Origin of the sequence: Streptomyces pyxinicus, assembly GCF_024753135.1 — a bacterium.
Taxonomy (GTDB): domain Bacteria; phylum Actinomycetota; class Actinomycetes; order Streptomycetales; family Streptomycetaceae; genus Streptomyces; species Streptomyces pyxinicus.
Genome location: NZ_JANUGP010000019.1, coordinates 66,555 through 91,998 on the forward strand (window position 1 = coordinate 66,555; position 25,444 = coordinate 91,998).

Genomic DNA, 25,444 nt, shown 5'->3' on the forward strand with positions numbered 1-25,444 from the left:
CCCACGCCACGCGGTCCGCTGTCCGACGACCCTCAGCGGCTTCGCGTCGAAGAAACCTTCCTCGCGCCCTCGCCGGGCAGGGGGATGCCCCGGCCGCAGCCGGCCACGGCAGGCGCGCCCCTCAACACTAGGCCGCTGAAGGCTTCCACGGGCAGCGGTCGCCGACGGTTGCCCGAATGCGCCCGGGCCACCCGTATGCAACTGATATGCGCCGATCGGGTGGCCTTCAACCGCTACTCCTCGGTCGGAAGCGCGACTTCGGCCGCCGCTTCGGGGCCCTGCTCCAACAGGACGGTGAATCCGTCCTCGTCGAGCACCGGAACCTTCAATTGCACGGCCTTGTCGTACTTCGACCCGGGACTGTCGCCCACGACGACGAACGAGGTCTTCTTCGACACCGAGCCGGTCACCTTGGCGCCCCCGCTCTGGAGGGCGTCCTTGGCGCCGTCCCGGGTGAACTTCTCCAGGGTGCCGGTCACGACGACGACGAGTCCCGCCAGCGGGCGAGGGCCCTCGTCCTCGCCCGTCGACTCCTCGACCAGCGGAACTCCGGCCGCCTTCCACTTGCGGACGATCTCGCGGTGCCAGTCCTCGGCGAACCACTCCTTGAGCGCGGCGGCGATGATGGGGCCGACGCCGTCGGTGCCGGCCAGCTCCTCCTCGGTGGCCTGTTCGATGCGGTCGAGGGAGCGGAACTCCCGGGCCAGCGCCTGCGCGGCGACCGGTCCGACGTGCCGGATGGACAGGCCGTTGAGGAAGCGGGCCAGCGGGCGCTCCTTGGCCGCCTCGATGTTCCGCAGCAGCGCGAGGGTGTTCTTCTTCGGCTCGCCCTCCTTGTTGGCGAAGACCGTGGCGACCTTCTCCTCGCCGGTCTTGGGGTCGCGCTTGGGCAGCCCGCTGTCCGGGTCGAGGACGTAGGCCTTGATGGGCAGCAGCTTCTCCACCGTGAGGTCGAAGAGGTCGCCCTCGTCCACGAGCGGCGGGTCGGCCGGCTCCAGCGGCTGGGTGAGCGCGGCGGCGGCGACGTCGCCGAAGTGCTCGATGTCCAGGCACTCGCGGCCCGCGAGGTAGGACAGCCGCCCGCGCAACTGGGCCGGGCAGCTGCGGGCGTTGGGGCAGCGGAGGTCGATGTCGCCCTCCTTCATGGGCCGCAGCGGCGTCCCGCACTCGGGGCACTCGGCCGGCATCACGAACTCCCGCTCGCCGCCGTCCCGCAGGTCGGCCACCGGGCCGAGGATCTCCGGGATGACGTCACCGGCCTTGCGCAGCACCACGGTGTCGCCGATGAGCACGCCCTTGGCCTTGACGACCTCCTGGTTGTGCAGGGTGGCGAACTCGACCTCGCTGCCCGCGACGGTGACCGGCTCGACCTGGGCGTAGGGCGTGACCCGGCCGGTGCGGCCGACGCCGACCTTGATGTCGACGAGCTTGGTGTTGACCTCCTCCGGCGCGTACTTGTAGGCGATGGCCCAGCGCGGCGCCCGCGCGGTGGAGCCGAGCCGGCCCTGGAGGCGGATCTCGTCCAGCTTGACGACCACGCCGTCGATCTCGTGCTCGACGGAGTGGCGGTTCTCGCCGTAGTGGGCGATGAACTCCCGTACGCCGTCGAGGCCGTCGACCACGCGGTTGTGCGGGGAGGTGGGCAGGCCCCAGGTCTTCAGCAGGTCGTACGCCTGGGAGAGGCGGGTCATGCCCGAGAAGCCGGCCAGGGCGCCGATGCCGTGGACGACCATGTGCAGCGGGCGGGTGGCGGTGACACGCGGGTCCTTCTGGCGCAGCGAACCGGCGGCGGCGTTGCGGGGGTTGGCGAAGGGCTTGTCGCCGGCCGCGACCAGGCGTTCGTTGAGTTCGAGGAACCGCTCCATCGGGAAGTAGACCTCGCCGCGGATCTCCACCAGGTCGGGGACCTCCTCGCCGTGCAGCCGGTCCGGGATCTCCGCGATGGTGCGCACGTTGGGCGTGATGTCCTCGCCGGTGCGGCCGTCGCCGCGGGTCGCCGCGCGGGTCAGGCGGCCGTGCTCGTAGGTGAGGTTGACCGCGAGGCCGTCGACCTTCAGCTCGCACAGGAAGTGGTACTCCTGCTCGCCCAGTTCGCGCGCGACGCGGTCGGCCCAGGCGGCCAGGTCGTCGTCGTTGAAGGTGTTGTCGAGCGAGAGCATGCGCTCGCGGTGCTCGACCGCGGTGAACTCGGTCTCGTAGGACCCCGCGACCTTCTGGGTCGGCGAGTCCGGGGTGCGCAGCTCCGGGTAGCGCTCCTCCAGGGCTTCCAGGGACTTCAGGAGTTGGTCGAACTCCGCGTCGCTGACGACGGGAGCGTCCTTCACGTAGTACCGGAAGCGGTGCTCCTCGACCTGCTCCGCGAGCTGCCCGTGCTTGTCGCGGGCCTCGGCGGGCACCGCCGTCGTCTCCGCCTGCTTGTCGCCGGCCACCGTGTGGTCCTCCCGTTACTCTGGGTTGTCCGCGAGGGATCTCGCCGCCCGGACGCAGTGGGCGAGCACCTGGCGCGCGTAGGCGGGCGAGGCACCCGCCAGACCGCACGCCGGGGTGACCGTGACCGCCTCCGCGAGCAGCCCCGGACGCAGGCCCAGCCTGCGCCACAACGTCCTGACACCCCTGACGCTACCGGCAGGGTCCGACAATGGGCCGTCCGTGCCGGGCACGACACCGGCGAACAGCCGGGTGCCGCCCTCGACGGCCTCGCCGATCACGTCGTCGTCACGCTCGGTGAGAAGCGCGAGGTCGAAGGAGACGGCGGCCGCGCCGCTGCGGCGCAGCAGGGCGAAGGGGACGTCGGGGGCGCAGGAGTGCACGACGACGGGGCCGCCGGCGTGAGCGCCGACCACGTCGCGCAGGGTGGACTCCACGAGCTGCCGGTCGACGGCGCGGTGGGTGCGGTAGCCGCTGGCGGTGCGCACCTGGCCGCGTAGCACGGCGGTGAGGGAGGGCTCGTCGAGCTGGAGCACGATCCGGGCGCCGGGGACGCGGTCCCGCACCTCGGCGAGGTGCAGCCGCAGGCCCTCGGCGAGCGAGGCGGCGAGGTCGCGGCAGGCGCCGGGGTCGGACAGCGCGGCCTCGCCGCCTCGCAGCTCCAGGGCCGCCGCGAGCGTCCAGGGGCCCACCGCCTGCACCTTGAGGTCGCCCGTGTAGTCCTGGGTGAACTCCTCCAGGGCGTCGAGGTCCTCGCGCAGCCAGGACCGGGCCCGCCGGGTGTCCCGTCCGGGCCGGTCCCCGAGCCGCCAGCCGCTGGGCTCCACGCGCGCGTACAGCTCGACGAGCATCCCGGCGGTCCGGCCGATCATGTCGGCCCCGGGGCCCCGGGCGGGCAGTTCCGGCAGGAACGGGAAGTCCTCGAAGGACCCGGTCACGGTCTTGACGGCTTCCCGGGCATCCCCGCCGGGCATGGACCCGACGCCGGTGGCCCCGGGGAAGCCGAACACGCTGTTTTCGCTCACCGGGGCAGCCTACGGAACGCGTCCGCGCCGGTCAGCGCCCCGGTCGTACCGTCAGGTCGTTGACCTCCGCGTCCCGGGGCAGGTCGAGGGCCATCAGAAGGGTCGTGGCGACCGACTCGGGGTCGATCCAGCGATCGGCGTCGTAGTCCTTGCCCTCCTGCTGGTGGACCTTGGCCTGCATGGGGCTCGCGGTGCGGCCGGGGTAGACCGAGGTGACCCGGACGCCGGCCGGGTGCTCCTCCTGGCGCAGGGCGTCCGCGAGGGCCTTCAGGCCGTGCTTGGAGGCGGCGTACGCGGCCCAGTCGGCGTGCGCGGCGAGTCCGGCACCGGAGTTGACGAAGAGCACGTGGCCGCGGGCCGCGCGGAGCTGGGGCAGGAAGTGCCGGGTCAGTTCGGCGGGGGCGATCAGGTTGACGTTGAGCTGGTGGCGCCAGGACTTCGGGGTCAGGTCGCCGACCGGGCCGAGGTCCACGACCCCGGCGATGTGCAGCAGGGAGTCCACCCGGTCCGGGAGACTCTGGTGGGAGAACGCCCAGGAGAGCTTGTCCGGGTCCGCGAGGTCGCCGACCAGGGTGCGCGCGCCCGGGTGGGCGGCGGCCAGTTCCTTCGCGCGGCCCGCGTCGCGCGCGTGCAGCACGAGGTCGTCCCCGCGCGCGTGCAGGCGGCGGGCCACGGCCGCGCCGATGCCGGAGCCGGCCCCGGTGATCACATGAGTTGCCATGCCCGCCATGCTCGCATCAGTAGAGACCGGCCCGCTCCTCCAGGTGGGCCAGCGCCCGGGCCGGCTCGGCGGCGAAGAAGACCAGCTCGGACAGGGGGCGCGGCAGGAAGCCCTCGGCCTCCATGCGGCGGAACTGCTCTTCGAGGCCGTCGTAGAAGCCGGCGGTGTTGAGCAGCACGACCGGCTTGGCGGTGCGGCCGTGTTTCTTCAACTCCAGGATCTCGGTGGCCTCGTCCAGGGTGCCGGTGCCGCCCACCATGATCACCACGGCGTCGGCCTTCTCCAGCAGCAGCCGCTTCCGCTCGGCGAGGTCGGCGGCGATGATCATCTCGTCGGCGCCGGGGCGCGCCTTGTTGGCGAGGAACTCCACGGAGACGCCCAGCAGCCGCCCGCCCGCCTCGTGCACGCCGTCCGCGACCACCTTCATCAGGCCGGCGTCGGAGCCGCCCCAGACCAGGGTGTGACCGGCCTCGCCGAGCAGTTTCGCGAACTCGCGCGCGGGGCGCGTGTACCGCTCGTCGAGGTCGGCGGCGGACAGGAAGACGCAGATGTTCATGGCGTCCACCGTACGCGGGAAGAACCGGGCCCCTCCCGGTGCTGTCCCGGTATGGCCCAAGGACACACGATCACCATCGAATCCGGCGAGCGGCACGTGCGCGTGGTGCACGGCGACCAGGTGCTCGCCGAGAGCGACCGAGCCCTCGTGCTGCGCGAGACCGGCTGTCCCGAGCGGTACTACATCCCCGCCGAGGACGTCCGCCTCGACCTGCTGACCCCGTCCGACACCCACACCGTCTGCCCGTTCAAGGGCACCGCGTCCTACTGGTCGCTGCCGGACGCGCCCGACCTGGCCTGGGCGTACCCCGAGCCGAAGGCGGACGTGGCCGCGATCAAGGACCACCTCTGCTTCTACGAGCCCGACGTGTCGTGACCGACGTGTCGTGACCGATGAGTCCCGTGCGGTAGGGCAGTCTGCACGGACATGGACAAGAGGACGACTTCCCGCGACGGCACGGCCCTCGCCTACGACGTGAGGGGCCAGGGGCCCGCGGTGATCCTGGTGAGCGGCGCGATGTCCACCGGGGGCACCGTGGCACCCCTGGCCGAGCGGCTCGCGGACCGGTGCACGGCCGTCGTGTACGACCGCCGGGGGCGGGGCGCGAGCGATGACACGCCCCCGTACGAGGTGGACCGGGAGATCGAGGACCTGGCCGCGCTGATCGACGCGGTGGGCGGCGAGGCGGTGCTGTTCGGGGTGTCCTCGGGCGGCGCGCTGGTCCTGCGCGCGGCGGCGAGCGGGCTGCCGGTGCCCCGCGCGGCCGTCTACGAGGTGCCGTACGCCGACTTCCTGCCCGGCGGCGCCGAGCGCGAGGCCGCCTACAAGGAGCAGCTCGGCAAGGCGCTCGCCGAGGACCGGCGCGGGGACGCGGTGGAGCTGTTCCTGCGGCTGACCGGGCTCGGCGAGGAGATGATCCGGGGCGCCCGCCAGTCGCCGATGTGGGCCGGCCTGGAGGCCGTCGCCCCGAGCCTCGCGTACGACGACACGGTGATGGGCGACGGCCTGCTCCCCGGGGACCGGCTCGCCGCGATCGGCGTGCCGGTGCTGTCGGTCGCGGGCGGGGCGAGCCCGGGGTGGCTGCGCGAGGCCTCCCGCGCGGTCGCGGAGACGGTCCCCGAGGGCATGCACCGGGTCCTGGACGGCCAGACCCACATGGTGGAGCCGGACGTGCTGGGGCCGGTGCTGGCCGACTTCGTGACCGGGTGAGGCGCGGCGGTACTACACCGCCGCCGCCGTCGCGCGCGTGGTCGTCGCGATCGTCGCCGAGCCCACCACGCGCGTGCCGTCGTACAGCACGATGGCCTGGCCGGGGGCGACGCCGCGGACCGGTTCGGTGAAGGTGACGCGCAGCTCGCCGTCGACCGGCTCGGCCCGCACCTCGCTCTCGCCGCCGTGCGCGCGCAGCTGGGCGGTGTAGGTGCCCGGTGCGGTGGGGGCGGTGCCGCACCAGCGGGGCTTGATCGCGGTGAGGGCGGTGACGTCGAGGGCGGCGGCGGGGCCGACGGTGACCGTGTTGGTCACCGGGGAGATGTCGAGGACGTAGCGGGGCTTGCCGTCCGGGGCCGGGGTGCCGATGCGCAGGCCCTTGCGCTGGCCGATGGTGAAGCCGTACGCGCCCTCGTGGGTACCCACTCGCGTGCCGGACTCGTCGACGATGTCGCCCTCGGCCCGGCCGAGCCGGCGGGCCAGGAAGCCCTGGGTGTCGCCGTCGGCGATGAAGCAGATGTCGTGCGAGTCGGGCTTCTTGGCCACCGCGAGGCCACGGCGCTCGGCCTCGGCGCGGATCTCCTCCTTGGTGGTGACCGTGTCGCCGAGCGGGAACATCGCGTGGGCGAGCTGCCGGTCGTCCAGGACGCCCAGCACGTAGGACTGGTCCTTGGCCATGTCGGAGGCCCGGTGCAGCTCGCGGGAGCCGTCCTCGCGCACGATCACCTGGGCGTAGTGGCCGGTGCAGACCGCGTCGAAGCCGAGGGCGAGCGCCTTGTCGAGCAGCGCGGCGAACTTGATCTTCTCGTTGCAGCGCAGGCACGGGTTCGGGGTGCGGCCGGCCTCGTACTCGGCGACGAAGTCCTCGACCACGTCCTCCCGGAAGCGGTCGGCGAGGTCCCACACGTAGAACGGGATGCCGATGACGTCGGCCGCGCGGCGCGCGTCGCGCGAGTCCTCGATGGTGCAACAGCCCCGCGCGCCGGTGCGGAAGGACTGGGGGTTCGCGGAGAGCGCGAGGTGGACGCCGGTGACGTCGTGCCCGGCTTCCGCGGCGCGCGCGGCGGCTACGGCGGAGTCGACACCGCCGGACATGGCGGCGAGGACGCGGAGGGGACGGGTGCGCTGCGGGGTGTCAGTCATAACCCTTCCAGGGTACGGGGCGCGGGAACCGGGGCCGCCGGATATCCGTTGGGGATCACATGGGGGCGAGCGAGGGCCGCGCGGGAGCGGCGGGGAAGGACGGCGACGGCCGGCTCGGCCGGCGTGCGCTGCTGGTCGGCGGGGCCGCGGCGGCGGTCGGCTCGGCGGTGCTGGCACGGCAGGAGCTGTCCCGGCTGTGGTGGCGGCTGCCGGGCGTGGACCGGCCGCGGGTGGCGGGCGCGGTGGACTTCCGGGGCGCGCGCTGGGTGGGCGCCTCCCCGGCCAACTACCGGCGCGCGGACCGGCCGGACGACTACCGGGTGGACCGGGTGGTCGTGCATGTCACGCAGGGCGGTTACGCGTCGGCGGTGAAGGTGTTCCAGGACCCGGCGCACGGGGCGGCGGCGCACTACATCGTGCGCGAGGACGGCCAGGTCACCCAGCTGATCCGGGAGCTGGACGTGGCGTTCCACGCGGGCGACCGGGAGTACAACGAACGCAGTGTCGGCATCGAGCACGAGGGCTTCGTGACGGACGCCTCCTCCTTCACGGACGCCATGTACACGGCCTCGGCCCGGCTGACGGCGGCGGTCTGCGGGCGGTACGGGATGCCGGTGGACCGCGAGCACATCATCGGCCATGTGGAGGTGCCGGGCACGGACCACACGGATCCGGGGCCGCACTGGGACTGGGACCGGTATCTGGAGCTGGTGCGGCGGGAGGCTCGAAGACCCCGGAGGGGCGGGGCCGCGTGATCCGGACGAAAAATCAAGGAACAGGCCCTTTTTGTCCGGGATGTGGAGGCTTATGCTGAAAGCCAGACCTACGAGACGAGTGAGGGAGTCCAAGCGGAGTAGCCGACTTCAGCGAGAGGCAGAGAGTTTCCGCTGGTGCCGACGTCGACGCTCGGGCTGAGAGGCCGGAAGGTTGCTCGTACAGGACCGGACGGCGACCCCCAGCACCTGATCCGGACCATACCGGCGAAGGGAACCCGCCTCGTAGGTCGCCTGACGTCTCAGCTCAGTCCGGCCGCGCGGGCGCGTTCCACCGCCGGGCCGATCGCCTCGGCGACCGCCTCGACGTCCGCCCGCGTGGAGGTGTGCCCCAGCGAGAAGCGCAGGGTGCCGCGGGCCAGGTCCGGGTCCACACCGGTGGCGAGCAGCACATGGCTGGGCTGGGCCACGCCCGCGGTGCACGCGGAGCCGGTGGAGCACTCGATGCCCTGGGCGTCGAGCAGGAGCAGCAGGGAGTCGCCCTCGCAGCCCGGGAAGGTGAAGTGGGCGTTGGCCGGGAGCCGGCCCCCGGGCGCCGGGTCGCCGCCGAGGATCGCGTCGGGTACGGCCGTACGGACCGCGTCGGCCAACTGGTCGCGCAGGGCGCCGATCTCGCGGGCGAACCACTCCTGCCGCTCGGCGGCGAGCCGTCCCGCGACGGCGAAGGACGCGATGACCGGCACGTCCAGGGTGCCGGAGCGGACGTGCCGTTCCTGGCCGCCGCCGTGCAGGACGGGCACCGGGGTGTACTCGCGGCCGAGGAGCAGGGCGCCGATGCCGTACGGCCCGCCGACCTTGTGGCCGGAGACGGTCATGGCGGCGAGGCCCGAGGCGGCGAAGTCGAGCGGGACCTGACCGAAGGCCTGCACCGCGTCGGCGTGCAGGGGGATGCCGAACTCGCCTGCCACGTCGGCGAGTTCGCGGACCGGCAGCAGCGTGCCGATCTCGTTGTTGGCCCACATCACGGTGGCCAGGGCGACGTCGTCGGGATTGCGGGCGATGGCCTCGCGCAGCGCGTCGGGGTGGACGCGGCCGTGGGAGTCGACGGGGAGGTACTCGACGGTGGCGCCCTCGTGCTCGCCGAGCCAGTGCACGGCGTCGAGGACGGCGTGGTGCTCGACCGGGCTGGACAGGACGCGGGTGCGGGCCGGGTCGGCGGCGCGGCGGGACCAGTACAGGCCCTTGACGGCGAGGTTGTCGGCCTCGGTGCCGCCCGCGGTGAAGACGACCTCGCTGGGGCGGGCGCCGAGCGCCTCGGCGAGGGCTTCGCGGGACTCCTCGACCGTACGGCGGGCCCGGCGGCCGGAGGCGTGCAGCGAGGACGCGTTGCCGGTGATGCTCAGCTGGGCGGTCAGTGCCTCTGCCGCCTCCGGGAGCATCGGGGTCGTGGCGGCGTGGTCGAGGTAAGCCATGGTGAGCCGATTCTACGGGGCCCCTGCGGTGGGCTTCGGCGGCGAGGGGGTGCGGGGTCGACTCCGGGCGCCTTGTGTGGGCTGTCGCCGGGCTTGGTGGCGCGGCGCCCTGTGCTGTGGGCCGTGCCCACCCGTTCCGCCCTGCGCAACGATTGCCCACGGCGGGCGGGCGGGCGCCCGTCCGTCCGTCCGTCGGCTACAGGCTCCAGGACACCGTGTTCGTCAGCTGCATCGCCACGATCAGGACCACCAGGTCGGCCACGCCCAGGGCGAGGCCCAGGTAGGCGCGCGGGCGGCGGGTGGTGCCGCGCCAGAGGGAGACGGCGGCCAGGGCGATCGCGATCGGACCGAGGAAGACATTGAGGACGAGCAGCCCGAGCAGGCCGATGATGAAGGACGCGACGGCCATTCCGTCGGCGTCCCGCCCGCGCGGACGGACTCCGGCGTCGACGTGGCCGGTGGCGGGTGCGGTGAGGCGCATGGTGCTCAGCTCCTGAGGTCGGTGACGACGGTTCAGCTCGCCGGCGTGCGGTGCCGGCGGCCGTAGCGCTCACGGAGCGCGAAGACGGCGAGCCAGACGGCGATGACGGCGGCGAGCGCGCCGGTGACGGGCAGCGGCGCGTGGGCGACGGTGCCCAGCACCGTGCCGAGCAGCATGAGTGCGGCGACGAGGAACAGCATGGGATCGGATCCCCCTCCGAGATGCCTCGTGTCAGGCCGGTGTGACATTTGGGTGAACAGTTGTAGTAACAGTTGTTCACTGACTTCGAGTCTAGCGCGTCCGACGGCTTTCCAATTCCGGAGAACAGTTGTTAACTGGATGACATGAGTCACACCCTCGGCATCCGGCAGGCCCAGAAGCAGAAGACCCGGCAGGCGTTCCTCGACGCCGCCCTGGCGCTGCTGGAGGAGCAGAGCCTGAGCAGCCTGGGCCTGCGCGAGGTCACCCGGGCCGTCGGGGTCGCCCCCACCGCCTTCTACCGGCACTTCCGCTCGACCGCCGACCTGGGTGTCGCCCTGGTGGACGAGGCGCTGGGCAGCCTGCACCCGATGGTGCGGACGACGGTCTCCACGACCGGGGACAGCGAGGAACGCATCGCGCGGGCCGTCGAGTTGATCGACCAGCACGTCACCGCGTTCCCGGCGCACGTCCGCTTCATCGCGCGCGAGCGGCACGGCGGGGTGCAGCCGGTGCGCGAGGCCATCCGGGACCAACTCGCCCGGTTCGCCGCGGAGGTGAAGACCGAGCTGGCCAACGACCCCGAGGCGGCGGGCTGGAGCGATGACGACCTGCTCATGCTGGCGCACCTCTACGTGGACCAGATGCTCATCACCGCCTCGCTGTTCCTGGAGGCGCTGGAGGCTCCGCGCGCGGAGCGGGAGCGGGTGCGGCAGCGCGCCGCCCGCCAGTTGCGGCTCATCAGCATCGGCCGCGACCACTGGCTCGACGCGGAGTGAGGGCGTCCGCGCGGCCGTCCGTCAGGCGTACCGCGACAGGACCGACCGGGCCCCGTCCACCAGTTCCGCCCGGGCCGCCGGCGGGTCCAGTACCTCCACCTGCCCGGAGAACGCGAGGAGTTGGCGCACCGCGCGCAGCGTCGGATAGGACAGCCGGGCGGTGACCCACTCGGCCTCCCCGTCGCCCTCGGGCGGGGCGGCCAGTGCGGTGGCCGTCATCCGGCAGAACAGGTCCAGCACGTCGCGCCGTACCCGCACGGTGACCTCGACCACGCCGGGCCGTTCCTCCACCTGACGGCGCAACTCCTCCCACACGTCGGCGAGTTCGACCCCGTCCCGGCGCCGTACCGGGTCCCCCAGCAGCCGGGCCGAGCGCACCCGGTCGGCGCGGAACAGCCGTGGGGCGCGGCGCGTGTCGGCGACCAGGTACCAGACGCCGGCCTTGGCGACCAGGCCGTAGGGGTCCACGGTGTACGTCCGGGGCTCGCGCTGTCCGCTGTGCCGGTAGTGCAGCCGCAGCCGCCGGTCGGTGAAGACCGCGTCCTGGAGTACCTGGAGGTCCACGGCCCGGCTCGGGCCGCTCTTCCAGCGGGTGGCGTCGACCAGGACCCGTCTGCTGGTGGCCTCGGCGGCGGGCCGGTGCGGTGCGGGCAGCGCGGCCATCACCTTGCGCAGGGCGGAGTCGAGGGCCGCGTCGAGACCGAGCGCGGCGTGGGCGCCCTGGGCGGCCAGGATGAACAGGGCCCGGGACTCGTCGGCGGTCAGTCCCGTGACGTCGGTGCGGAAGCCGGCCAGCAGCCGGATGCCGCCGTGCCGGCCGCGCTCGGCGTAGACCGGCACACCGGCGGCCGACAGCGCCTCGACGTCCCGGTAGATCGTGCGCACCGACACCTCCAGCCGGCCGGCGAGCTCGTGCGCGGGCACCCGTCCGCGGGTCTGGAGGAGCAGCAGGATCGACAGCAGCCGGTCGGACTTCACTCCCCCAGCCTCCCGCCGTCTCGCCGTCCCGCGCAAATGCTGACGGCCGGTGTCAGGTTTTGCCGGGAACCTCTTCCTCGTCAGCGGTTCGCCGCGGTCCCCCACAGAGGAAAGGCACCACCATGAGCACCACCACCGGCACCACGGGCCTCACCGACCCCCGCCCCGTCTACGCCCGCGCCGCCGAGCAGGCCGCGGCCCTCGTCCGGACCGTGCGGACCGAGCAGCTCGGGCTGCCGACGCCGTGCCCCGAGTTCGACGTGCGGACCCTGCTGAGCCATGTCGTCGCCGGTACCCGGCGGGTCGCCGTCGTCGGCGAGGGCGGCGACGGTCTCGCGCTGAGCCGGTTCGCCGAGGACGTCACGGACGACGGCTGGGGCGCGGCCTTCGACGAGGCGCGCGCCCGCGCGGTGAAGGCGTGGGAGGCCGACGACCGGATGACCGCGGCGGTCCGCGCGCCGTGGGGCGAGGTGCCCGGCCGCGCGGCGCTCTCCGGCTATGTGATGGAGGTCGTCACGCACACCTGGGACCTCGCCGAGGCCCTCGGCGACCGGACCGGACTCGACCCGGAGCTGGGCGCGTTCGCGCTCGAAGCCGCCCGTCTGACGCTGCCCGACTCCCGGCCGCGCGACGCGGCGACGCCCTTCGCCGCCCGCCACGAGGTGCCCGAGGACGCGGACGTCTACACGCGGCTGGCGGCCTGGACGGGCCGGGACCCGATCAGCCGAGCCTGACCCGGGCGAGCTGCCGGGACTGGGCGACCAGCCGGTCCGCGCTGTCCCAGACCTCGGCGTCCTCCTCCAGGAAGCCGCCGGCCAGGTTGCGGGTGGTGATGGACACCCGCAGCGGGCCGGGGGCCGGGCGGTGCCGGACGTGCACGGTGAGTTCGACCGTGGGCACCCAGCCCTTGAGGCCGATCTCGAAGGCGGTGGGCGGCAGCGCGTCCACGGCGAGGAGCAGCGAGAGCGGGTCGGCGTCGCGGCCGTCGGCCAGCCCGAACCAGGCCCGCATCTCCCCCTTGCCGGAGGGCGCGCCGAGCGCCCAGCCGAGGGTGGCGGGGTCCAGTTTGAGCTTGAGCCGGTCGGTGATGGCCGAGCTGCCGGGTATCGGGGCCGGGGAGTCGTCGGGGCCGAAGCACTGCTCGGCCGGCGGGATCGCGGGCGGGGTGGCCGTCGTCCGGACGTCCTCGGGGAGCGTGGCGAGGTCGCCGTAGGAGGCGAGGACGCGGATGCGCTCGACCTCCCGGTCCTGGTCGTCGTACTGGAAGAGCGAGGCCTGGCCGGTGGAGAGGGTGCGGCCGGTGCGGACCGTCTCGGTGCGGATCACGGCGGGGCCGGGCTGGGAGGCGGTGAGGTAGTGCGCCGAGATGGTGAAGGGGTCCGGGTGCGGCAGCGCGTCCGCGAGTGCCCGGCCGAGCACGGCCAGCAGATAGCCGCCGTTGACGGCGTTGATGATGGTCCAGCCGGCCGAGAGGTCGATGTCGTAGACGCCGGGTTCGCGCCGGGTGACCGCGGTGTCGCGGTCGAACTCGCCGGCGCCGATCGCGGCTCGCGTCGGGGCGGGGGCTGCTTCTGGCATGGGGGAACGGTACAGCAGGCAATTACTAAGCGGTAGCTTTTTGTGTTGCGGCGGGATGACGGTTCCCGCCTCCGGGTGAGGTTCCGGCAATTTCTCGGTAAGTGTCCGGACACATCACGAACCCGGGCCCCCGGATTCCCCTCTATGAGGGCATGAGCCTCACCGGGACCCCGTTCCTCTACACGACCATCGTGCTGTCCGTGGTCGCCCTCATACTGCCCTTCGTCCTGTGGTCGCGGCTGCGCGGGCCGAAGGCGCTGCGGGCGGCCGGGCGGGCGCTGATGCTGCTGTTCGCGCAGGGCACGGCGGTCACGCTGGTCTTCGTCCTGGTCAACAACCAGAACAACCTGTACGACAGCTGGGCCGACCTGTTCGGCACCGGCGACCACGTCCAGCAGGCCGCCGACCTCGGCCGGGACGGCACCGGCGGCATAGCGGTCAAGCGGCTGCCCAAGGTGCGGCAGACGTTCACTCAGGCCGCGGGTCCCGGCATGCGCAAGGCCGGCGGTGTCCGGGTCACCCAGCTCAAGGGCCGCGTCTCCGGGGTGAACGCGGAGGTCTACGTCTGGCTGCCCCCGCAGTACGACGACCCGGCCTACCGCGGCCGGAAGTTCCCGGTGGTGGAGCTGCTGCCCGGCTACCCCGGCTCGGCGAAGGCGTGGTTCGGGGCGATGGCGGCCCACGAGCAGCTGCTCCCGCTGATGCGCAGCGGACAGGTGGCGCCGTTCATCCTGGTGGCCCCGCGCACCAACCTGCTGGCCGGCGTCGACACCGGCTGCGCCAACATCCCGGGGCAGGTCAACGCCGACACCTGGCTGAGCATCGACGTGCCGAAGATGGTCATGGACAACTTCCGGGCGCAGTCCGCGCCGCGCGGCTGGGCGGTGGCCGGCTACTCGGCGGGCGCGCACTGCGCGGCCAAGCTGGCCGTGGCGCACCCCGACCGGTACCGGGCGGCCGTGAGCATGTCCGGCTACAACGACCCGATCGGTGAGCGCAACTCGCTGGCCGCCCAGACGCCCGCGCTGCGCGCCGCGAACAACCCCTACCTGCTGCTGAAGAAGGCCCCGGTGCCGCCCGCGGTCGCGCTGTACGTCTCCGGCGAGTCCGGCGACGGCTACGAGGCGGGTCTGGCCCTGGAGTCCATCGCCAAGGCGCCGACGACCGTGCACACGGTGTTCCTGCCGCGCAGCGCGGGCGGCCACACCATGGCGCTGTGGGAGCCCCAGGTGCCGGCGGCCTTCCGCTGGCTGACCCTCCAGATGGGCCAGAACCGCGCCAAGGGCCAGGACGGCTCCCTCACCCGGACCCCGCACGCGCCGGGCGGCGAGGCGGGGGAACCGGCGGGGAACGCCGCGGGGGCTACTCCTCCGTCACGGTCGACCGGCGGTTCCACGCACGAGGCGCTCGCCAGTGGAACCGCATCGCGAGGAGGCGCAGCACGAAAGCCGTGACGACGGCGAGCCCGCTGGTGAACGGGGTGAGGGCGTCGTACCGGATGCACAGCACGACCATCGAGGCGCCGACGATCGCCGGGACCGCGTACAGGTCGCGGTCCCAGCGCAGCAGCGAGGGCACCTCGTTGGCGAGGACATCGCGCAGCACACCGCCGCCGACGGCGGTGGCGAGGCCCAGCGTGGCCGAGGCGGTCAGGCCGAGGCCGTAGCCGTACGCCTTCGTCGTCCCGGTGACGCAGAACAGGCCGAGGCCGGCCGCGTCGAAGACCAGCACCGCCGCCTGGATGCGCTCCACGTGCGGGTGCAGGAAGAAGACCACGAGGGTGGCGAGCAGCGGGGTCACGAAGTACCCGAGGTCGGTGAAGGCGGCCGGGGGCACGGCTCCGATGACCAGGTCGCGGAACAGTCCCCCGCCCAGCGCGGTGACCTCGGCGAGGACGGCCATGCCGAAGACGTCGAAGTTCTTCCGGACGGCGAGCAGCGCGCCGGAGATCGCGAACACGAAGATGCCGACGACATCGAGCGTGTGCTGGACGGAGGGGCTGAAGAACTGCTGGAGCTGCACCCTGCCATTCTCTCCTGTCAGCAGGGCCCAACCTTACAAAGAAAGGCTCACAGGGCCGGTTTCCCTGTCGTGAACAACCAGGTGTCGAAGAAGCCGTCCAACTGCTGCCCGCTGACCCGCTCGGCGAGGCGGATGAAGTCGGCGGTGTCGGCGTTGCCGTACCGGTGCAGCCGCGTCCATGTCGGCAGCAGCCGGAAGAAGGCGCGGTCGCCGATCTTCTCGCGGAGCGCCTGGAGGGTCATCGCGCCCCGCTGGTAGACGGCGGAGGCGAACATGGTGTCCCGCTGCGGGTCGGCCACCTTGATGTCCCAGAACGAGGAGTCGGCCGGGCGGGAGTCGTAGCCCGCGCGGAAGGAGTCGTGGGCGGAGCGGGTGCCCTGGTGCTCGGCCCACAGCCACTGGGCGTAGGTGGCGAAGCCCTCGTTGAGCCAGATGTCCTGCCAGCGCGCCACGCTCACCGAGTCGCCGAACCACTGGTGGGCCAGTTCGTGCACGATGGTCGTCTCGTTGCGCACGGCCGAGTAGACGGGCTTGCTCTGCACCTCCAGCGAGAACCCGGCCTCGGGCATGTCGTCCACGATCGCGCCGGTCTCCTCGAAGGGATAGGGCCCGAACACCTGCGACCAGTAGTCCGTGGCGGCGGCCGTGACGCCGTACACGTCCACGCTGTTGGCGTCCTTCAGCACCGGGTCGACGGCGACGTAGACCGGGATGCCGCCGGGTGTGCGGCCGGTGCGCACGTCGAACTTCCCGATGGTCGCGGTGGCGAGGTAGGTGGCCATGGGCCGGGACTCGCGCCAGTGCGTGTACGTCGCGGCGCCCCGGTCGTACGTCGACACCAGCCGGCCGTTGGAGACGGCGGTCAGGCCCTTGGGCGCCTTGACCCGGATGTCGTAGGTGGCCTTGTCGGAGGGGTGGTCGCTGGACGGGAACCAGGTGGAGGCGGCGTTGGGCTCACAGGCGACGAAGACGCCGTCCTTGGTCTTCATCCAGCCGTACTGGGAGCCGAACACGATCGGCCCGCCGAGGGGTTCGGGTACGCCGCCGTAGGTGACGCGCACCTCGAAGTCGCGGTTCTCGCGCAGGCTGTCGCGCGGGGTGACGGTGATCTCGTCGCCGTCCCTCGTGAACCGCGCGCGTCTGCCGTCGACCTCGACCCGGGTGACGTCCAGTTGCTGGAGGTCCAGGTCGAAGGAGGACAGGTTCTGCGTGGCGCGCGCGGTGAGGGTCGCCCGCCCGTCCAGCCGGCCCGTGTCGGGGGCGTAGGCGAGGTCGAGGTCGTAGTGCCGGGCGTCGAAGCCGCCGTTGCCCAGCCGCGGGAAGTAGGGGTCGCCGATGCCGGGCGCGCCCGGGGCCGGGGCAGCGGAGGCGCCGAGGACGAGCGCGGAGGCCGCCGCGGTGGCGAGGGCCCCCAGACGTGCCGAACGGGAGAGTGCCATGAGTCGTCCCTTTCGAGCGGTGCCGGTCGGTGGACGGACACGGAGACTCTGCGCTCTCCCGTTCGGGCATGTACATGACTTTACTGAGTTGTCATGTGCTACTTGTCGGGTGACTCCTGGGGGGCGGTGCCGTCCTTGGGCTCACTGGTCTCGGCGGTCGGCGCGTCGGCGGTCGGCGCGTCGGTGGTCGGCGCGGTGGTGGTCGGCGCGGTGGAACCGGCGGGGGCGTCGGCGGCCGGAGTGGGCTTCTCGGTCGAGATCTTGGCACCGGGACCGGTCTTGGCACCGGCGGCAGCCGCCTTGCCGGCCTCGGCCTCCTTCTCGGCGGTAGCCGTCGGCTTCGCCGCCGGGGCGTCGGTGGCGGCCGCGTCCGGGACCAGTTCCGAGGCCTCCTTCGCCGCCGTCAGCAGGACCGTGTCCTGCGGGGCCTGGTCGGCGAAGTTCTCCGGGTGGTGGCAGGCGACCCGCTGACCGGGCTGCAGCTCCACGAGCTGCGGCTCGGTCGTCTTGCAGATCTGCGTCGCCTTCCAGCACCGGGTGTGGAAGCGGCAGCCGGACGGCGGCGCGATCGGCGAGGGCACGTCGCCGCGGAGCAGGATGCGCTCGCTCTTGGCGCCACGGCGCTTCGGGTCCGGGATCGGCACCGCCGACATGAGCGCCTTGGTGTACGGGTGCATCGGCGACTTGTACAGCGCGTCGCGGTCCGCCAGTTCGACGATCTTGCCGAGGTACATCACCGCGATGCGGTCCGAGACGTGCCGGACCACCGAGAGGTCGTGCGCGATGATCACGTATGTCAGGCCCAGCTCCTGCTGGAGGTCGTCCAGCAGGTTGACCACCTGGGCCTGGATCGACACGTCCAGGGCGGAGACCGGCTCGTCCGCGACGACCAGCTTCGGGTTGAGCGCGAGCGCGCGGGCGATGCCGATGCGCTGGCGCTGGCCGCCGGAGAACTCGTGCGGGTAGCGGTTGTAGTGCTCGGGGTTGAGACCGACCACCGACAGCAGCCGCTGCACTTCCTTCTTGATGCCGCCTTCCGGTTCCACTCCCTGGAGCCGGAAGGGAGCGCCGACGATCGTGCCGATCGTGTGCCGCGGGTTCAGCGACGAGTAAGGGTCCTGGAAGATCATCTGGACGTCACGGCGCATCGGGCGCATGCCGCCGACGCCCAGGTGTGTGATGTCCTTGCCCTGGAACTCGATGCTGCCGGCGGTCGGTTCGAGCAGCCGCGTGATGAGCCGCCCCATCGTGGACTTGCCACAGCCGGACTCGCCCACGACGCCCAGGGTCTCCCCGGAACGGACCTCGAAGTCGATGCCGTCGACCGCGCGCACCGCCCCGGACTGCCGCTGCAGCAGGCCCTTCTTGATCGGGAAGTGCTTCTGCAGCCCGGTCACCTTCAGCAGGACCTCGCCGGGCGCCGCGTCCTTGGTGAGGGTGGCCGTGCCGGCGGCCTCCGCCTCGGCGCCGTCGCTCTGGGCAGGGATGCTCACTGCCTTGTCCTCTGCGTTCTCGCTCACAGCTTCGGCGCAATCTCTTCGGTCCAGATACGCTCCCGCTGCTCCTGGGTCAGATGGCAGGCGGCCCAGTGCCGGGTGCTGACCTCGGCCAGCTCGGGGCGGATCGTGCGGGTGATGTTGTCCTTGGGGAGGTCGGCGTACGGGCAGCGCGGGTTGAAGGCGCAGCCGGACGGCACGTTGATCAGCGAGGGCGGGGACCCCTTGACGGGGATGAGGCGCTCCTGCTGCTCCCGGTCCAGACGCGGCATCGAACCGAGCAGACCCCAGGTGTAGGGGTGCCGGGGCTCGTAGAAGACCTTCTCCGCCGGGCCGCGCTCGACGCACCGGCCGCCGTACATCACCAGGATGTCGTCGGCCAGTTCGGCGACGACGCCCAGGTCGTGGGTGATGATGATGACCGCCGAGCCGAACTCCTTCTGCAGATCCCGCATCAGGTCGAGGATCTGCGCCTGGACCGTCACGTCGAGCGCCGTGGTCGGCTCGTCCGCGATCAGCAGTTCGGGGTTGTTGACCAGCGACATGGCGATCATCGCGCGCTGGCGCATACCGCCGGAGAACTCGTGCGGATAGCTGTCCACCCGCTTGTCCGGCTGCGGGATGCCGACCCGGTCGAGCATCTCGATCGCGCGCTTGCGGGCGGTCTTCTTGTCGACCTTGTGGTGGATCCGGTAGGCCTCCACGATCTGCGCGCCGATCGTGTAGTACGGGTGCAGCGCCGACAGCGGGTCCTGGAAGATCATCGCCATCTGACGGCCGCGCAGCTTGCGCACGTGGTCCGGGTCGGCGGACAGCAGCTCGGTGCCGTCGAGCCAGATCTCACCGGAGATCTGCGCCTTGCGCCTGCCGTACTGGCCGGCGGTGTGCAGCCCCATGATGCCGAGCGAGGTCACCGACTTGCCGGAGCCCGACTCGCCCACGATGCCGAGGGTCTTGCCCTTCTCCAGCTTGAAGCTGAGCCCGTCGACGGACTTGACCAGGCCGTCGTCGGTCGGGAAGTGCACCTTCAGGTCGCGCACTTCGAGGAAGGAGGTCGGGGCGGGCGACGTGCCCACAGGCTCGCTCACGGCCGCTCCCGTCTTGCTGAGTTCGGTCATGACAGCCTCACGCGGGGGTCGATCACGGCGTACAGGACGTCCACCACGAGGTTGGCGATGAGCACCGCGACGGAGGTGATCAGGGTGACGCCCAGGATGATGGGCAGGTCCTGGTTCTTGATGGCGTTGAGTACCGCCTGTCCGAGTCCCGGAAGGCTGAACGTGGTCTCGGTGAGGATCGCACCGCCGATGAGGGCGCCGAGGTCCATGCCGAGCATGGTGAGGATGGGCGTCATGGTGGAGCGCATGGCGTGCTTGCCGATGACGACCTGCTCGGTGAGGCCCTTGGCGCGGGCCGTGCGGATGTAGTCCTCGCCGAGGATCTCCAGCATGGTGGCCCGGGTGATCCGGGCGTACATCGCCGCGTACAGGAAGGCGAGAGTGATCCAGGGGAGGATCATGCCGCCGAACCAGCCGCCGACACTCTCGCTGAGCGGCACGTACTGGCCGTCGATCCATTTCAGTCCGTAGCTGAAGATCGCCAGCGCCAGCAGGCCGGTGAAGTAGATGGGCAGGGACACACCGCTGAGGGCGACGACCATCGCGCCGCGGTCCCAGAGGCTGCCCCGCTTGAGAGCGGAGAGCACACCGGCCGCCACACCGAGGACCAGCCACAGCACCGCGGCACCGAGCGCGAGACCCAGGGTCACCGGGAACCGGTCGGTGAGCACCGGCCAGACGGCCTGCTCACTGCGGAAGGAGTAGCCGAAGCACGGGGCCGCGCAGTGGGTGACGTCTCCGCCCCCGGAGTAGGTGCGGCCGACGAAGATGCCCTTGAAGAACTCCCAGACCTGGATGAAGATCGGGTCGCTCAGGCCCAGCTTCTCCCGTACCGCCTGCACCGCGGCGGGGTCGGCCTGCTTGCCCACGAAGCTCGTGGCGATGTCGACGCCCGCCCACTTGGGGACGAGGAAGAAGATGCCGAAGACCACCATGATGATGACCACCAGCATCACTGCGGCGGCGAACAGCCGCCTGATGAGGTAAGCGAGCACAGCTAACGGCCCGCTGCGGGGCCGCGGTCCCGGAGGTCGTCCGGGACCGCAGCCCCGCCGCGCCGGCCTTCACCTGCCTTTCGTGCCGTGCGGCGGGTGTGCCGGGACTACTTCGAGGACTTCAGACCGAGGTTGACGAAGTCGTACATGCCGCTGTAAGCGTCGGTCGTGTACACGTTCGCCAGGCGGTCCGAGCGCCAGTTGATGAACTTCTCGAAGGTGAAGGGCAGGTAGTAGCCGCCCTCCATCACCTTGTGGTTGATCTCGGTCGCGATCTCGGTCTTCTTGCCCGCGTCGAGGGTGTTGACGTACTGGTCGAACAGCCCGTCGATCTTCTTGTCCTTGATCAGGGCGTAGTTGTTGTTACCGCTCTGCGAGATGTACTTGCTGTCCCACAGCGGGAGACCGAAGCCCTGGACGGTCGGGAAGTCCGGGCCCCAGCCCATGATGATGATGCCGTAGCCCTTCTTCTTCACGTTCGAAGGGCTGCCGATGATGCCGGGGGTCTGCGAGCCGTCGTACTGGTCGATCTCGGCCTTGATGCCGACCTTGGCCAGCGAGGCCTGCAGCGACTGGGCCGTGGCGACCTCGACCGGCTTGTTGTTGCGCACCGCGATGGTGGTCGAGAAACCGTCCGCCTTGCCGCAGGCCTTCAGCTCTTCCTTGGCCTTGGCCGCGTTGCCGTTCTTGTTCGCGCCGGCGATCTGGAACGGGTCGTACTTCTGGCCCTCGGCGCCCGGGACGGACGGCGGCAGCATGTTGGTGCCGATGTCGCCACCCGCGACCGGGCCGCCGCGCGCGGTCTGCAGCGACACGTGGTCGGCGCCGTAGATGACGGCGTTGCGGCAGTGCACGTTGTCGAACGGCTTCACGCTCTGCGGGAAGACCGCGTACCGGATGTAGCCGGAGACCGGGTTGTCCAGGTTGCCCTTGTGCTGCTTCAGGGCGACGGTGCGGCCCTGCGGCGACATACCGGTCTGGTTGAGGTCCAGGTCGATGTCACCGTTGATCAGGCGCTGGTCGAGGTCGTTGGCGTTCGAGAAGAACTTGACCGTGATCTTGTCCGGGTACGCCTTGCGGACCGGGTCCGAGGACTGCTTCCAGGCGTCGTTGCGGACCAGGGTCAGGTCCTTGCCGGGGCTGTACGAGGCGAACTTGTACGGGCCCGAGGAGAACGGGTGCAGCGTGTACTTGGCCTTGGTGTCCTTGTCCTGGCGGACCGGGGACGCCGAGGTCAGCGCGAGCACTTCCTCGAAGTCGGCGTTGGCCTTGGGCAGGTGGAAGACGATCGTCTTGTCGTCGGGCGTGTCGATGGCCTTGAGACCGAGGTGGTCGGCCGACTTGTCCTTGTACGGGCCCTGGTACTTGCCGTCCGGGTCCAGGAAGTCCTTCAGGTAGGTCGGGCCGCCGGACAGCACGTCCTGCGCCCAGACGCGCTCGATGCCGTACTTGACGTCCTTGGAGGTGATCGGCTTGCCGTCCTCCCACGTGACGCCGTCGCGCAGCGTGTAGGTGTACGTCTTGCCGCCATCGGTGATCTTGGCGAGACCGGTGGCGAGGTCCGGGGTGACCTTGGCGCCGTCCGCGCCGGCCGACGTCTTGTTCGTGACGAGCTGGCGGCTGTAGTAGCGCATGAAGTTCCAGGCGAAGCCGTAGTAGCCGCGCGTGGTGTCCCACGAGTCCGCGTCCTGGGCGCCGCCGAACTTCAGGGTGCCGCCCTTCTTCGCGAGCGAGGCCTGGGCGACCTTGTTGTTCGCCGCGTCGAAACCGGCGGCGCCGTTCTTCGAACCGTCGCTGTCGCCGCCGCCGCACGCCGCCGTGGTCAGCAGCCCGGCGACCACGGCCGCAGCGGCCAAAGCCTGCTTGCGCCGCCCTGAGGTGCGTTGGGTAGTCACGATCTCGGATCCTCCGGAATTGATGAGAGACCCCGTGTGCGAAGCCACGGGACGCTTGGGGTCGGGCGGGTCAGCGGGAGCCCTTGGGGTCCAGCGCGTCACGGACACCGTCACCGAAGAGGTTGAAGGCAAGAACGGTGATGAAGATCGCCACACCCGGGACCACCATGTACATGGGGTCCGAGTCGTAGTAGTCGATCGCGTTCGACAGCATCTGGCCCCAGGAGGCCGTCGGGGGCTTCACGCCCACGCCGAGGAAGCTGAGCGCCGCTTCGGTGAGGATGTTGGTGGGGATCATCATCGTCGAGTACACGATGATCGGCGCGACGAGGTTGGGGAGCAGCTCCTTGAACAGGATGTAGAGCTGTCCCGCGCCCAACGAACGGGCGGCCTCGACGTATTCACGCTCCCGCAGTGACAGCGTCTGACCGCGCACCACGCGTCCGATGTACGGCCAGCCGAAGAACCCGATGACCAGGATCATCACGAACACGCGCACACCGGTGCCGCTCAGGCCCAGCATCTGGTTCGGCATGACGGAGACCAGCGCGATGATGAAGAGCAGCTGCGGGAAGGCCAGCAGGCCGTCCATGACGCGGCTGATGACGGAGTCGACCCAGCCGCCGAAGAACCCGGCCAGGATGCCGAGGACGGTTCCGAGGACGACGGCCACGACCGCCGAGAGGAAGCCGACGAGCAGCGAGATCTGGGCGCCGTAGACGATACGGGCGAAGATGTCGCGGCCGCTCACCGGCTCGACGCCGAGCAGGTGGTCACCGCTGATGCCGCCCAACGAGCCCTTGGGAGTGCCGAAGAGCGGGTCGATCATGCTCTCGTTGTAGGCGTTGGGGTCCTGCCCGACCAGCTTGGTGATGAGCGGCGCGAGCAGGGCGACCACGATGAGCAGGAGCACGACGATGCCGCCTGTGAGGGCGAGCTTGTCCCGCTTGAGGCGCTCCCAGGCGATCCGCCCCAAGGAGCGTCCCTGGACGGCCTTCGTGCCGGCGGCGGCCACCGCCGCCTCGTCGGCCGCGCTCGGGGCTGCTTCCGCGGTCGGCTCGTGCAATGGTGCCGTCATTAGGCAGGGACCCCTCTCAACCGGCGGTAGCCGGGCTGCACTTGCCGCTGGTCGCGGCGTCAAATCAGTCCGTCGGACAAAGGGCCGTGGGCCCTTGGAGAGGGAGTCTTCAATGCTTGTGTGACCCGTTGCCAGACTTGACGGCGAATGGATGCGCAACCGTGATGCGGGCTGCGGTTTCACGTTATGCGAACGGGGTGTCGCGGGAAGCGGACGCCGACGGAGGCATGGGCGCTGGACGCGCGGCGATTTGCGGCGGAGTCAGGCAAAGGGGGCCGGGTGGCGGCCGGTCAGTAACCGCCGCGCACCGGTGGGTAGCCGTATCCGGCGGACGGCGCGGCCGGCGGGACCGGGGACTGGAGTGGGGGCTGGGGCGGGGCCGCGTGGGCCTCGCGGTCGTAGAACGGGCGGGCGTTGGCGCGCATCCACATGACCACCGGGTCGTAGCCGTCGGTCATCGCGACCGTCGACACCGGGAGCCCGTCCGGGACCGCGCCGATGGACTGCTGCATCATCGCGCGCACCGAGTCGACCGCGGCGGGCGAGGTCTCGTACACGTCCAGGCCGATGGCGAGGTACGGCGCCCCGAGCGCCGGCTGCACCCAGGCGCGGCGCAGGGCGCGCAGGGCCGGGGTGCGGTGGGCGTTCTGCGCGAGCAGGGCGTAGAACTGCGGGATCTCGATGCCGGGTTCGGACAGCCGCAGCGGCCCCGCGGGCTGCCGGTCCAGGCCGGCGGCGATGCGGCGCAGGTCCAGCCAGGGGACGCCGACGCCGCCGCCGGGGGCGTGCGGGTTGAGCCAGAGGCCGTAGTGGTCCGGATAGAGGGTGCGGGCGACGTCCAGGCCGTCGACGACCTCGTAGGAACGGTTCCAGCCACTGGCCGAGAGCTCCTGGGCGGAGGTGACGCAGGGGGCGTAGTGGAAGCCGTCGACCTCCATGTCCCCGTACTGGGCGTCCGGGGAGCCGGCCTGGCCGTGCCACAGCAGCATCCAGATCTGGCCGGAGGACGGGGTGGCGAGGGCGCGCAGCAGGGCCTCGTAGGCGTCGTAGCGTCCGGGGGTGACCTGGCGCAGCATGTGCTCGACGCTGCCGCTGTGGCTCGCGCTCACCTGTTGTACCGGCCCTTCTTCGTTTGCCCCTCGTGTGGAGACAGCTTATGCGGCGGGTGACTCGGGTCCCCGGGTCCATGCGCGGGTGCGGGCCGCCTGCGGCCGGCGGGGTGGCCCTTCGGGGGCGCCTCAGATCCCGTGCTGGTAGAAGGGGCGGACCTTGGATTTCAGCCAGTCGGCCACCGGGTCGTCGGTCACGTCCAGGAGGACCAGGTTGACCGGCCATTTGACCGGGACTTTGCCGAGGGCCCTGCCGAGGGCGTCGAGCGGCAGGGCGCGCAGATCGCCCTCCCACTGGGAGAGTTCGACGCCGACGAACATCACCGGCTCGGCCGTCTCGATGGCGGCGAGGCAGCGGCGGGCGGTCAGCACGACGCCGGTGCCGGCGAACTCGGCGGAGGCGGCGGCGAGGAAGTCCACCGGGTCCTCCTGCCAGTCCGGCTCGAAGAGGCGGACCCGGCCGCCGCCCGCCGGGCCGTCGAGCGGGGTACGGCCGGCGCGGCACAGCTCGGCCACCGCCTCGGGCGGCACCGGGACGCCGACGACCCCCTCGGGGTTGACGGCCAGGCCGACCTGCGCGGGCAGGCCGCGGGCGAACTCCACGGCGGGGGCGACGGTGAACGGCATGTGCGAGCCGGCCACCTGGCGCAGTTGCTCCTCGGAGCTGAACACCGGGACGTGCACCTGGCCGTCGATCTCCAGGGTGGGCAGGTCCAGCGGGCCGCTGTCCGGGCCGCCGCCGTTGGGCAGCGGGATCCACAGGAGGCTGCGGCCGAGGACCTCGACGATCCGGCCGGCCGCCATGGGGATGCCGAGGGAGGCCGAGAGCACCTCCTCCAGCTCGTTGCCGGGCCAACCGCCGTGCGGGTGGGGGTGCGCCTGTGCCGGGAAGTCCGCGGGAAGTTCCGCCGGAAAGTCCATGTGCCTACCGCCTGCTGGGAACCGCTGCTGTGTCCAAGAAGGCTAACGGGTGCCGCCGACAGCGACGGGGTTCGTCGCCTACAGGTGAAGG

The 25,444-nt window shown here is 71.6% G+C and carries 25 protein-coding genes; 6 read left to right on the plus strand and 19 right to left on the minus strand.

The genetic code is table 11. The annotated features are described in order from the left end of the window. Positions 1-233: 233 nt before the first annotated feature. Genes ligA through NX794_RS23295 form a run of 4 tightly spaced genes read right to left on the minus strand, consistent with a single transcriptional unit; the run spans position 234 to position 4,729 of the window. Positions 234-2,429 (minus strand): NAD-dependent DNA ligase LigA, encoded by a 2,196-nt coding sequence (ligA, locus tag NX794_RS23280; RefSeq protein ID WP_258780706.1) that lies wholly within the window; start codon positions 2,427-2,429, stop codon positions 234-236. Positions 2,430-2,444: 15 nt separating this feature from the next. After that, the gene (locus NX794_RS23285) at positions 2,445-3,452 is read right to left on the minus strand and encodes a methionine synthase (protein ID WP_258780707.1); all 1,008 of its coding nucleotides are present in this window, start codon (positions 3,450-3,452) and stop codon (positions 2,445-2,447) included. A 31-nt stretch (positions 3,453-3,483) separates the two neighbouring features. Further along, positions 3,484-4,182: an SDR family oxidoreductase gene (locus NX794_RS23290; protein WP_258780708.1), complete on the minus strand. Its 699-nt coding sequence runs from the start codon at positions 4,180-4,182 to the stop codon at positions 3,484-3,486. Between the two features lie 7 nt (positions 4,183-4,189). After that, on the minus strand, positions 4,190-4,729 hold the full coding sequence (locus NX794_RS23295; RefSeq protein WP_258780710.1) for an LOG family protein: 540 nt from the start codon (positions 4,727-4,729) through the stop codon (positions 4,190-4,192). A 51-nt stretch (positions 4,730-4,780) separates the two neighbouring features. On the opposite strand from NX794_RS23295, the gene NX794_RS23300 reads away from it, so the two are divergent. Both NX794_RS23300 and NX794_RS23305 read left to right on the plus strand, forming a co-directional pair. Continuing rightward, on the plus strand, positions 4,781-5,104 hold the full coding sequence (locus NX794_RS23300) for a DUF427 domain-containing protein (protein ID WP_258780711.1): 324 nt from the start codon (positions 4,781-4,783) through the stop codon (positions 5,102-5,104). Between the two features lie 51 nt (positions 5,105-5,155). Continuing rightward, the gene (locus tag NX794_RS23305; protein ID WP_258780713.1) at positions 5,156-5,938 is read left to right on the plus strand and encodes an alpha/beta fold hydrolase; all 783 of its coding nucleotides are present in this window, start codon (positions 5,156-5,158) and stop codon (positions 5,936-5,938) included. A 12-nt stretch (positions 5,939-5,950) separates the two neighbouring features. Here the strand turns inward: NX794_RS23305 and mnmA are convergent, their stop codons facing one another. Then, the gene (gene mnmA, locus NX794_RS23310; protein ID WP_258780715.1) at positions 5,951-7,081 is read right to left on the minus strand and encodes a tRNA 2-thiouridine(34) synthase MnmA; all 1,131 of its coding nucleotides are present in this window, start codon (positions 7,079-7,081) and stop codon (positions 5,951-5,953) included. Between the two features lie 59 nt (positions 7,082-7,140). Here mnmA and NX794_RS23315 point away from each other — a divergent pair, with 59 nt between their 5' ends. Beyond that, on the plus strand, positions 7,141-7,836 hold the full coding sequence (locus NX794_RS23315) for an N-acetylmuramoyl-L-alanine amidase (RefSeq protein ID WP_258780717.1): 696 nt from the start codon (positions 7,141-7,143) through the stop codon (positions 7,834-7,836). 260 nt (positions 7,837-8,096) lie between these two features. Here the strand turns inward: NX794_RS23315 and NX794_RS23320 are convergent, their stop codons facing one another. The 3 genes from NX794_RS23320 to NX794_RS23330 all read right to left on the minus strand — a co-directional run bounded on the left by NX794_RS23320 (position 8,097) and on the right by NX794_RS23330 (position 9,947). After that, positions 8,097-9,266, minus strand: a complete 1,170-nt coding sequence (locus tag NX794_RS23320; RefSeq protein WP_258780719.1) for a cysteine desulfurase family protein — start codon at positions 9,264-9,266, stop codon at positions 8,097-8,099. Between the two features lie 196 nt (positions 9,267-9,462). Then, positions 9,463-9,747: a DUF4190 domain-containing protein gene (locus tag NX794_RS23325; RefSeq protein WP_258780720.1), complete on the minus strand. Its 285-nt coding sequence runs from the start codon at positions 9,745-9,747 to the stop codon at positions 9,463-9,465. A gap of 32 nt (positions 9,748-9,779) precedes the next feature. Beyond that, positions 9,780-9,947, minus strand: a complete 168-nt coding sequence (locus NX794_RS23330; RefSeq protein WP_258780721.1) for a hypothetical protein — start codon at positions 9,945-9,947, stop codon at positions 9,780-9,782. 144 nt (positions 9,948-10,091) lie between these two features. Between NX794_RS23330 and NX794_RS23335 the strand changes: the two genes are divergently transcribed. Beyond that, positions 10,092-10,724, plus strand: a complete 633-nt coding sequence (locus NX794_RS23335) for a TetR family transcriptional regulator (RefSeq protein ID WP_258780722.1) — start codon at positions 10,092-10,094, stop codon at positions 10,722-10,724. A gap of 21 nt (positions 10,725-10,745) precedes the next feature. Here the strand turns inward: NX794_RS23335 and NX794_RS23340 are convergent, their stop codons facing one another. Then, positions 10,746-11,702: a helix-turn-helix transcriptional regulator gene (locus tag NX794_RS23340; protein WP_258780723.1), complete on the minus strand. Its 957-nt coding sequence runs from the start codon at positions 11,700-11,702 to the stop codon at positions 10,746-10,748. A 122-nt stretch (positions 11,703-11,824) separates the two neighbouring features. Between NX794_RS23340 and NX794_RS23345 the strand changes: the two genes are divergently transcribed. Then, positions 11,825-12,436 carry a TIGR03086 family metal-binding protein gene (locus tag NX794_RS23345; protein WP_258780725.1) on the plus strand — a complete coding sequence of 204 codons (612 nt, stop codon included), beginning with the start codon at positions 11,825-11,827 and terminating at the stop codon, positions 12,434-12,436. Here NX794_RS23345 and NX794_RS23350 read toward each other — a convergent pair. Then, the gene (locus NX794_RS23350) at positions 12,423-13,280 is read right to left on the minus strand and encodes a thioesterase family protein (RefSeq protein WP_258780727.1); all 858 of its coding nucleotides are present in this window, start codon (positions 13,278-13,280) and stop codon (positions 12,423-12,425) included. The genes NX794_RS23345 and NX794_RS23350 overlap by 14 nt on opposite strands. Before the next feature lie 152 nt (positions 13,281-13,432). Between NX794_RS23350 and NX794_RS23355 the strand changes: the two genes are divergently transcribed. Next, positions 13,433-14,734: an alpha/beta hydrolase gene (locus tag NX794_RS23355; RefSeq protein WP_258780729.1), complete on the plus strand. Its 1,302-nt coding sequence runs from the start codon at positions 13,433-13,435 to the stop codon at positions 14,732-14,734. Here NX794_RS23355 and NX794_RS23360 read toward each other — a convergent pair. From NX794_RS23360 to NX794_RS23400, 9 genes are all read right to left on the minus strand, one after another. After that, positions 14,643-15,302: a trimeric intracellular cation channel family protein gene (locus NX794_RS23360; protein ID WP_258780730.1), complete on the minus strand. Its 660-nt coding sequence runs from the start codon at positions 15,300-15,302 to the stop codon at positions 14,643-14,645. The genes NX794_RS23355 and NX794_RS23360 overlap by 92 nt on opposite strands. Positions 15,303-15,349: 47 nt before the next feature. Continuing rightward, positions 15,350-16,741 (minus strand): M1 family metallopeptidase, encoded by a 1,392-nt coding sequence (locus NX794_RS23365; RefSeq protein WP_258780732.1) that lies wholly within the window; start codon positions 16,739-16,741, stop codon positions 15,350-15,352. Between the two features lie 98 nt (positions 16,742-16,839). Then, complete coding sequence (locus tag NX794_RS23370) at positions 16,840-18,234, minus strand: ABC transporter ATP-binding protein (protein ID WP_258780733.1); 1,395 nt, start codon at positions 18,232-18,234, stop codon at positions 16,840-16,842. A 23-nt stretch (positions 18,235-18,257) separates the two neighbouring features. After that, positions 18,258-19,355: an ABC transporter ATP-binding protein gene (locus NX794_RS23375; protein WP_258780734.1), complete on the minus strand. Its 1,098-nt coding sequence runs from the start codon at positions 19,353-19,355 to the stop codon at positions 18,258-18,260. After that, complete coding sequence (locus NX794_RS23380; protein WP_258780735.1) at positions 19,352-20,350, minus strand: ABC transporter permease; 999 nt, start codon at positions 20,348-20,350, stop codon at positions 19,352-19,354. Before NX794_RS23380 ends, NX794_RS23375 begins: the two co-directional genes overlap by 4 nt. Positions 20,351-20,457: 107 nt before the next feature. Further along, entirely contained in the window at positions 20,458-22,245 is a 1,788-nt protein-coding gene (locus tag NX794_RS23385; RefSeq protein ID WP_258780736.1) for an ABC transporter substrate-binding protein, read from the minus strand. Between the two features lie 70 nt (positions 22,246-22,315). Next, a complete protein-coding gene (locus tag NX794_RS23390; RefSeq protein ID WP_258780737.1) occupies positions 22,316-23,323 on the minus strand; it encodes an ABC transporter permease in 1,008 nt (335 codons plus the stop codon). Positions 23,324-23,613: 290 nt separating this feature from the next. Further along, complete coding sequence (locus tag NX794_RS23395; RefSeq protein WP_258780820.1) at positions 23,614-24,399, minus strand: enhanced serine sensitivity protein SseB C-terminal domain-containing protein; 786 nt, start codon at positions 24,397-24,399, stop codon at positions 23,614-23,616. 162 nt (positions 24,400-24,561) lie between these two features. Continuing rightward, entirely contained in the window at positions 24,562-25,353 is a 792-nt protein-coding gene (locus NX794_RS23400) for an enhanced serine sensitivity protein SseB (RefSeq protein ID WP_258780738.1), read from the minus strand. Positions 25,354-25,444: the final 91 nt, after the last annotated feature.

What these genes read in the sequence shown, in the direction of transcription:
- NX794_RS23390 (WP_258780737.1), bottom strand. Translation starts at nt 23,323, where the DNA reads ATGACGGCACCATTGCACGAGCCGACCGCGGAAGCAGCCCCGAGCGCG.
- mnmA (WP_258780715.1), bottom strand. Translation starts at nt 7,081, where the DNA reads ATGACTGACACCCCGCAGCGCACCCGTCCCCTCCGCGTCCTCGCCGCC.
- NX794_RS23365 (WP_258780732.1), bottom strand. Translation starts at nt 16,741, where the DNA reads ATGGCACTCTCCCGTTCGGCACGTCTGGGGGCCCTCGCCACCGCGGCG.
- NX794_RS23300 (WP_258780711.1), top strand. Translation starts at nt 4,781, where the DNA reads ATGGCCCAAGGACACACGATCACCATCGAATCCGGCGAGCGGCACGTG.
- NX794_RS23400 (WP_258780738.1), bottom strand. Translation starts at nt 25,353, where the DNA reads ATGGACTTTCCGGCGGAACTTCCCGCGGACTTCCCGGCACAGGCGCAC.
- NX794_RS23315 (WP_258780717.1), top strand. Translation starts at nt 7,141, where the DNA reads ATGGGGGCGAGCGAGGGCCGCGCGGGAGCGGCGGGGAAGGACGGCGAC.
- NX794_RS23320 (WP_258780719.1), bottom strand. Translation starts at nt 9,266, where the DNA reads ATGGCTTACCTCGACCACGCCGCCACGACCCCGATGCTCCCGGAGGCG.
- NX794_RS23375 (WP_258780734.1), bottom strand. Translation starts at nt 19,355, where the DNA reads ATGACCGAACTCAGCAAGACGGGAGCGGCCGTGAGCGAGCCTGTGGGC.
- NX794_RS23325 (WP_258780720.1), bottom strand. Translation starts at nt 9,747, where the DNA reads ATGCGCCTCACCGCACCCGCCACCGGCCACGTCGACGCCGGAGTCCGT.
- NX794_RS23345 (WP_258780725.1), top strand. Translation starts at nt 11,825, where the DNA reads ATGAGCACCACCACCGGCACCACGGGCCTCACCGACCCCCGCCCCGTC.
- NX794_RS23355 (WP_258780729.1), top strand. Translation starts at nt 13,433, where the DNA reads ATGAGCCTCACCGGGACCCCGTTCCTCTACACGACCATCGTGCTGTCC.
- NX794_RS23335 (WP_258780722.1), top strand. Translation starts at nt 10,092, where the DNA reads ATGAGTCACACCCTCGGCATCCGGCAGGCCCAGAAGCAGAAGACCCGG.
- NX794_RS23330 (WP_258780721.1), bottom strand. Translation starts at nt 9,947, where the DNA reads ATGCTGTTCCTCGTCGCCGCACTCATGCTGCTCGGCACGGTGCTGGGC.
- NX794_RS23395 (WP_258780820.1), bottom strand. Translation starts at nt 24,399, where the DNA reads ATGCTGCGCCAGGTCACCCCCGGACGCTACGACGCCTACGAGGCCCTG.
- NX794_RS23290 (WP_258780708.1), bottom strand. Translation starts at nt 4,182, where the DNA reads ATGGCGGGCATGGCAACTCATGTGATCACCGGGGCCGGCTCCGGCATC.
- NX794_RS23305 (WP_258780713.1), top strand. Translation starts at nt 5,156, where the DNA reads ATGGACAAGAGGACGACTTCCCGCGACGGCACGGCCCTCGCCTACGAC.
- NX794_RS23350 (WP_258780727.1), bottom strand. Translation starts at nt 13,280, where the DNA reads ATGCCAGAAGCAGCCCCCGCCCCGACGCGAGCCGCGATCGGCGCCGGC.
- NX794_RS23295 (WP_258780710.1), bottom strand. Translation starts at nt 4,729, where the DNA reads ATGAACATCTGCGTCTTCCTGTCCGCCGCCGACCTCGACGAGCGGTAC.